Below are 5,824 nucleotides of genomic sequence, written 5' to 3'. Positions count from 1 at the left end.
CGGACGGGCAACAAAAAAGGAGCCTCGGAAAAAGGCTCCTTTGTGCGGATAAAGGTGCTCCTGCACATTTGTAAGCCTAATGTATATCAACGGTTTGCAACGGTTTTCTATGCTTTATTCCCGCGTCGCCTACCGTCTTTTTGCATGGTCTTGCGCCCGCCTGCCCGTTTCGCCTGCGCCGTCGCCGTATCTCCTTGCATGACAGTACAAATATAGCGATTTTCGGCGAAAAAACCAAATGCGAAGACTTTTGGAGATGCAGGCGGATTTTTATCGTCAAATTGAGCATTATTCGTATTGTTAATATTATGCATTAATAGTTGGTTGTTTGAATGAAATTATGTGAATCGTATCAAGCTCGATTTATGTTCGATATCGATTTTATAAATGAAAAAATAATTTGCGTCATAAGATGACATAAATAAACATTATCTTTGTATTCATAATATAGTCTTAGTCATCACTTAAAACTTTACAATATGGACAGGCTGGGGTATAGTCAGATAAATTTTTTGTTCATTCTAACTTTAATACAAAGAGACGATGGACAAAAGAAACAAACTTTGGAGGAGAGAACAACAGAACCGGGTGTTTAAAGCTCGCATGGTTTATCATGCCGCTTGCGGGTGTGGAATCAAGAAAGCGGATGGTAACTGGAATAGACATCCTCATTGGTTCGAGTTGGCAAGGGTGAAATGGATGCAGATCTACAAAAAAACAGGAACGCCATGCAGTTGTTGGTTGTGCCGAGGAGAGAAGTATGATCGCAGGGGATATGTAAAGGAAACATTGCGGATTATAGCCGAAGCATAGACAGATTCGTATGCGTCACTTTGAAATTTAGTATTGTCAATATGTTGAATAATTTAATATTTAGAGCCTCATAAGTGTTTAATCGACTCGTAGAAAGTTACGGGTCAAACCTTATGAGATCATGAGCAGAAGCAGGAAACGAACACCCGTCAGCACGATCGCGTGTTGCAAGTCGCAGAAAAAGGACAAGCAGTTATGTAACCGTCTTTTTCGTAGCCGATCCAAACGATTTATCCGGGACGGTAAGGAGCTGCCGCTTCGGCTTCGGGAAGTAATGAATATTTGGGATTTTGCCGGTGACGGCAAATGCTATTGGGGCTATGATTGCAAGTATTTCGAGAAGTTGATGAGAAAGTAGCAGTACGCTCTCCTTTACTTTTGGGTAAGGGAGAGCGAATTGTATTTGGGTGGCTGTAAAATAATCGCTTCGACGGATTTTCGATATTTCAGGCTTATTCGTATCTTTGTTTCTATGGACAGAGGGGAGATTATCATTTACCAGACGGCAGACGGCGAGACCCGCTTGGACGTTCGCATGGAGAACGACAGCGTGTGGCTGACGCAGGCGCAGATTGCGCATTTGTTCGGAGTTGACAGAACGGTTATTGTCAGACATGTCAACAACATTTATAAGTCGTCCGAATTGGAGCGGGACGTAACATGTGCAAAAATTGCACATGTTCAGCATGAGGGGCAACGGCAAGTGCGACGTATGATTCCATTTTATAACCTCGATATGATTCTATCGGTGGGCTATCGCGTCAATTCCAAAAATGCCACTCAATTTCGTATCTGGGCAAATAAGGTCTTGAAAGAGTATCTAATAAAAGGCTATGCAGTCAATAGCCAGTCCAAGGCCGAGCAGTTGGAGGAGCTGAAACAAACCGTTCATCTGCTCTCGAACGTGTTGTCGGCAAAGGATGTTACGAAATCCGAGGCAATCGGGTTGCTGCGCGTGATTACGGACTATACTTACGGTCTCGATACGCTCGACCGCTACGATTATCAGCAGTTGGAAGTGTCGGCTACTACGACCGAGGAGCCGTTTCATGCGACCTATGAAAATGCGATGGAGGCGTTACAGGTGTTACGCGACAAGTTCGGAGGCAGCGAGCTGTTCGCCCACGAGAAGGACGAGTCGTTCAAAAGCACGATGGGCGCAATTTACCAGACTTTCGGCGGGCGGGACCTCTATCCGAGCGTTGAGGAGAAGGCGGCTAATCTGCTCTATCTGACGGTTAAAAACCATTCGTTCAGCGACGGTAACAAGCGTATCGCCGCTTTCCTGTTCCTTTGGTTCTTGGAAAACAATCGGATTCTTTACCGAGCTGACGGTTCGCGCCTTTTGGATAACAATACACTGGTCGCCCTGACGCTGATGATTGCCGAGAGCCGCACGGAGGAAAAAGACGTGATGACGAAGGTTGTGGTGAATCTGATCAATAAGAACAATTGACACGATAACAGCGTGTCGGATATCGGAAAAGTGATGAAACCTATGAAGCCTAGTCATTTTATGAACCGAGTTTTATTGTTTGTATTGTTGCTAGTGGTAGGCAAAGGTGCTTTGTCGCAGGAGCGGATAGATACACTCTACTATAGCCGTTCGGGGATGACGGTGCGAAATCCGGTTTTTGCCGATTATTATCGACTGGCGCTTTATCCTGCGGATGCGGCGGGGCTCAAAATGTTCAAGGATTTTTATATTTCGGGAGAATTGCGGAGAGAAGGGCGTTTTCAGACAATCGATACGCTTGATGATCGCCGGACGGTGTTTGACGGAGATGTTGTTTCCTATTTCAAGAATGGTCGCATGTCGGAAAAATCATATTATTCGGAAGGATTGTTGGAAGGCGAATATCGGCAATACGACGAGAATGGAACGTTGAAAACACGTGCGTCGTATGCCGGCGGCGAATTGTCCGGGATGTACGAGGCATACAACGGAGACGGCTCCTGCCGAATGGTGGAATATCGTGCAGGGCTGCCGGTTCATGATTATTATTTGCTGGCGGACGGCAGCGGGAACACGCTTAAATTCCGCATTGCGGACGACATGCCGGTATGGGAATCTCCGGTCATAACGGAGCGTTCGGTCGATTATCGGGACGGTGTGCCCTGGGAGGTCTATTTCAAAAACGGATTGACGATCGCCTTGACGGATGCCATCGTCCGGGATTACGGCAAGTGGCACCGGGTCGATCTGATTATCTCCAATAATTCATTGACGCCGGTCGAATTCAATCCGGAGACCGATATGACGGCCTATTCCGTAGACGAACACGATGTCGCCACCGATCTGCAGGTCTGGTCTTGCGATAGCTATCTGAAGAAAGTGAACCGATCGCAGACCTGGGCCGCTGTTTTGATGGGCGTCAGCGAAGGAATGGCTTCTGCCGGCGCAGGGTATTCGACCTCCACGACGACCGGTTACAGCAGCTACGGCGGTTATTCGTCTTATACGACTACGACTTATAATCCCTCTGCAGCCTATCAGGCCAACATGGCCTCACAGCAGCGGATCGCTGATTTCGGTCAGGCCTTGCAGGACGAACAACAGGTCAAAAAGCTGGGATATTTGAAGAAAAACACGATATATCCCGGAGAATCCGTATCCGGATTTGTTCATGTAGCATGGATTAAAGGGGAGCGTGTTGTGTTCATTATCCGGATTGAAGGTGCCGAATACATTTATGAGTGGGGATTTGACAAGAAAAATGCGTTTTTATTGAATAAGAACAACTAAGCTGTATCATTTTTTCTAAAATTTAGTTGAGGAAATAATATCCGCAAGGTCCTGCAAATCGCTATGTGAGCCTTGCGGATATTGTTTTTAAGGTTTATTCCTTTGCGGGAAAGCGAAAAAATGGGAAGATTTTGTACCTTTACCTAAAATATTCTATACAATGGCAGCGATGAATACAGCCGACATCGGCTTTGAAAAGGAAATATGGAAGGCGGCGGATAAGATGCGCGGAAATATTGATGCATCGGAATATAAATCCGTTGTATTGGGACTTATTTTCCTGAAATACATCTCGGACAAATTCGAAGCTAAATATCAACAGCTTGTTGCCGAAGGAGAGGGCTTTGAGGAAGACAAGGATGAGTATTTGAGTAATAAAAATGAGAAGGGTAGTTATGATCCGGTTTTCTATGTCCCTGCGGAAGCCCGTTGGGAAGCTATTGCCATCCATGCACACTCTCCTGAAATTGGAACGATCATCGACAATGCGATGCGGGCAATTGAGAAGGAGAATAAGCGTCTGAAAGATATTCTTCCGAAAAACTTTGCGCGTCCCGAGCTCGACAAACGCCGCTTGGGTGAAGTTGTCGATTTGTTTACAAATATTCGGATGCATGAGCACGGCGATTCGAAGGATATTTTGGGTCGTGCTTACGAATATTGTCTTTCGAAGTTTGCTGAGGCCGAAGGAAAATTGGCAGGTGAATTTTATACTCCGGCTTGTATCGTTAAGACGTTGGTGAACGTATTACAACCTTATAAAGGTCGTGTTTACGATCCTTGCTGCGGTTCGGGTGGTATGTTTGTACAGTCTGCACAATTCATCGAGAACCACTCTGGAAATATCAATAATATATCAGTCTATGGTCAGGATTCCAATCCTACGACATGGAAAATGGCGCAGATGAACTTGGCGATTCGCGGTATCGAGGCCGATCTCGGGCGATATAATGCGGATACCTTTTTCAATGATTGCCATCCGACTCTGAAGGCCGATTTCGTGATGGCCAATCCTCCGTTCAATCTGAGCGATTGGGGGGCGGATAAGCTGGCGGATGATGTGCGTTGGAAATACGGTACACCGCCCAATGGCAATGCCAACTTTGCGTGGATTCAGCATATCATCCACCACCTTGCCCCGACGGGACGTGCGGGCGTTGTGCTGGCCAACGGCTCGCTGTCGAGCCAGAGTGGCGGTGAGGGCGAGATTCGGCGTAAATTGGTAGAGGCTGATTTGGTGGATTGTGTTATCGCTATGCCGCCGCAGTTGTTCTATACTACACAAATTCCCGTGTCGATTTGGTTTTTCAATAAAAACAAGCAACAAAAGGGCAAAACGCTCTTTATCGATGCTCGCAACTTAGGTACAATGGTAACGCGCAAACTGCGCGAATTGACCGATAGTGACACGGTCGATCCGATAAAGCGCGGCGATATTCAGCGCATTGCCGACACCTATAATGCCTATGTTGCTGGAAAATTGGAGAATGAAAAAGGATTTTGTGCGGTTACCTCTGTCGCAGAAATTGCCAAGCAGGATTTTATTCTCACGCCCGGTCGCTATGTGGGCATTGCTGCGCAAGAGGAGGACACCGAACCGTTTGAGGAGAAAATGACACGCTTGACGGGCGAGCTTTCTGGACTATTTGAAAAGTCGCACGAGCTGGAGGCAGAGATCAAAAAACAGTTAGGTAGTATTGGGTATAAATTGTAGCAAATATGGGCTTAATTCTTAATGACTTAAAAAATGCATGTGAATTAGAACATGTATGTGACTATGTAAATAATCGCACAACGAGTAGTATGAATTATATCTCTACGGAAAATATGTTACCCAATAAAGGTGGTATAAGTGAATCTACAATAATACCGCCTGGAACCACAACTGAATATAAAATCGGAGATATTTTGATCTCTAATATTCGGCCATATTTCCAAAAAATATGGTGTGCTGATAGGTGCGGTGGGTGCTCTGCGGATGTTTTGTGTATTCGTGCAAAAGAAAATACAGATAGCAAATATTTATACTATCTGTTGAGCCAGCAAGCGTTTTTCGATTACGTAATGTCGGGAGCAAAAGGGTGTAAAATGCCTCGAGGGGACAAAAAACAGATTATGCAATGGCCTGTAAATATCCCCGCAATAGATGTGCAGAAAAAAGTTGTAGCTATATTATCTTCTCTCGATAATAAGATCAGACTCAATCGACGGATAAATGATAATTTAGAGGAGCAGGCCAAAGCGTTGTTTAAGTCGTGGTTTGTG

The 5,824-nt window shown here is 45.5% G+C and carries 7 protein-coding genes; 6 read left to right on the top strand and 1 reads right to left on the bottom strand.

The annotated features are described in order from the left end of the window. Positions 1 to 107: 107 nt before the first annotated feature. A complete protein-coding gene (locus tag RDN79_RS18845; RefSeq protein ID WP_130064584.1) occupies positions 108 to 314 on the bottom strand; it encodes a hypothetical protein in 207 nt (68 codons plus the stop codon). Positions 315 to 543: 229 nt separating this feature from the next. Here RDN79_RS18845 and RDN79_RS18840 point away from each other — a divergent pair, with 229 nt between their 5' ends. From RDN79_RS18840 to RDN79_RS18815, 6 genes are all read left to right on the top strand, one after another. Further along, positions 544 to 813: a hypothetical protein gene (locus tag RDN79_RS18840; protein WP_014775536.1), complete on the top strand. Its 270-nt coding sequence runs from the start codon at positions 544 to 546 to the stop codon at positions 811 to 813. 121 nt (positions 814 to 934) lie between these two features. Further along, the gene (locus tag RDN79_RS18835; protein ID WP_014775537.1) at positions 935 to 1,171 is read left to right on the top strand and encodes a hypothetical protein; all 237 of its coding nucleotides are present in this window, start codon (positions 935 to 937) and stop codon (positions 1,169 to 1,171) included. A gap of 114 nt (positions 1,172 to 1,285) precedes the next feature. After that, positions 1,286 to 2,269 carry a RhuM family protein gene (rhuM, locus tag RDN79_RS18830; protein WP_014775538.1) on the top strand — a complete coding sequence of 328 codons (984 nt, stop codon included), beginning with the start codon at positions 1,286 to 1,288 and terminating at the stop codon, positions 2,267 to 2,269. Positions 2,270 to 2,329: 60 nt separating this feature from the next. Continuing rightward, a complete protein-coding gene (locus RDN79_RS18825; RefSeq protein ID WP_298553477.1) occupies positions 2,330 to 3,559 on the top strand; it encodes a toxin-antitoxin system YwqK family antitoxin in 1,230 nt (409 codons plus the stop codon). A 160-nt stretch (positions 3,560 to 3,719) separates the two neighbouring features. After that, entirely contained in the window at positions 3,720 to 5,273 is a 1,554-nt protein-coding gene (locus RDN79_RS18820; protein ID WP_014775541.1) for a class I SAM-dependent DNA methyltransferase, read from the top strand. Between the two features lie 5 nt (positions 5,274 to 5,278). After that, the coding region (locus RDN79_RS18815; RefSeq protein WP_308573353.1) for a restriction endonuclease subunit S at positions 5,279 to 5,824 on the top strand (546 nt) is incomplete at its 3' end.

Origin of the sequence: uncultured Parabacteroides sp. (assembly GCF_902493135.1) — a bacterium.
GTDB lineage: Bacteria > Bacteroidota > Bacteroidia > Bacteroidales > Tannerellaceae > Parabacteroides.
This window is presented reverse-complemented; position numbering and strand designations above follow the sequence as displayed.

What these genes read in the sequence shown, in the direction of transcription:
- RDN79_RS18840 (WP_014775536.1), top strand. Translation starts at nt 544, where the DNA reads ATGGACAAAAGAAACAAACTTTGGAGGAGAGAACAACAGAACCGGGTG.
- rhuM (WP_014775538.1), top strand. Translation starts at nt 1,286, where the DNA reads ATGGACAGAGGGGAGATTATCATTTACCAGACGGCAGACGGCGAGACC.
- RDN79_RS18845 (WP_130064584.1), bottom strand. Translation starts at nt 314, where the DNA reads ATGCATAATATTAACAATACGAATAATGCTCAATTTGACGATAAAAAT.
- RDN79_RS18835 (WP_014775537.1), top strand. Translation starts at nt 935, where the DNA reads ATGAGCAGAAGCAGGAAACGAACACCCGTCAGCACGATCGCGTGTTGC.
- RDN79_RS18820 (WP_014775541.1), top strand. Translation starts at nt 3,720, where the DNA reads ATGGCAGCGATGAATACAGCCGACATCGGCTTTGAAAAGGAAATATGG.
- RDN79_RS18825 (WP_298553477.1), top strand. Translation starts at nt 2,330, where the DNA reads ATGAACCGAGTTTTATTGTTTGTATTGTTGCTAGTGGTAGGCAAAGGT.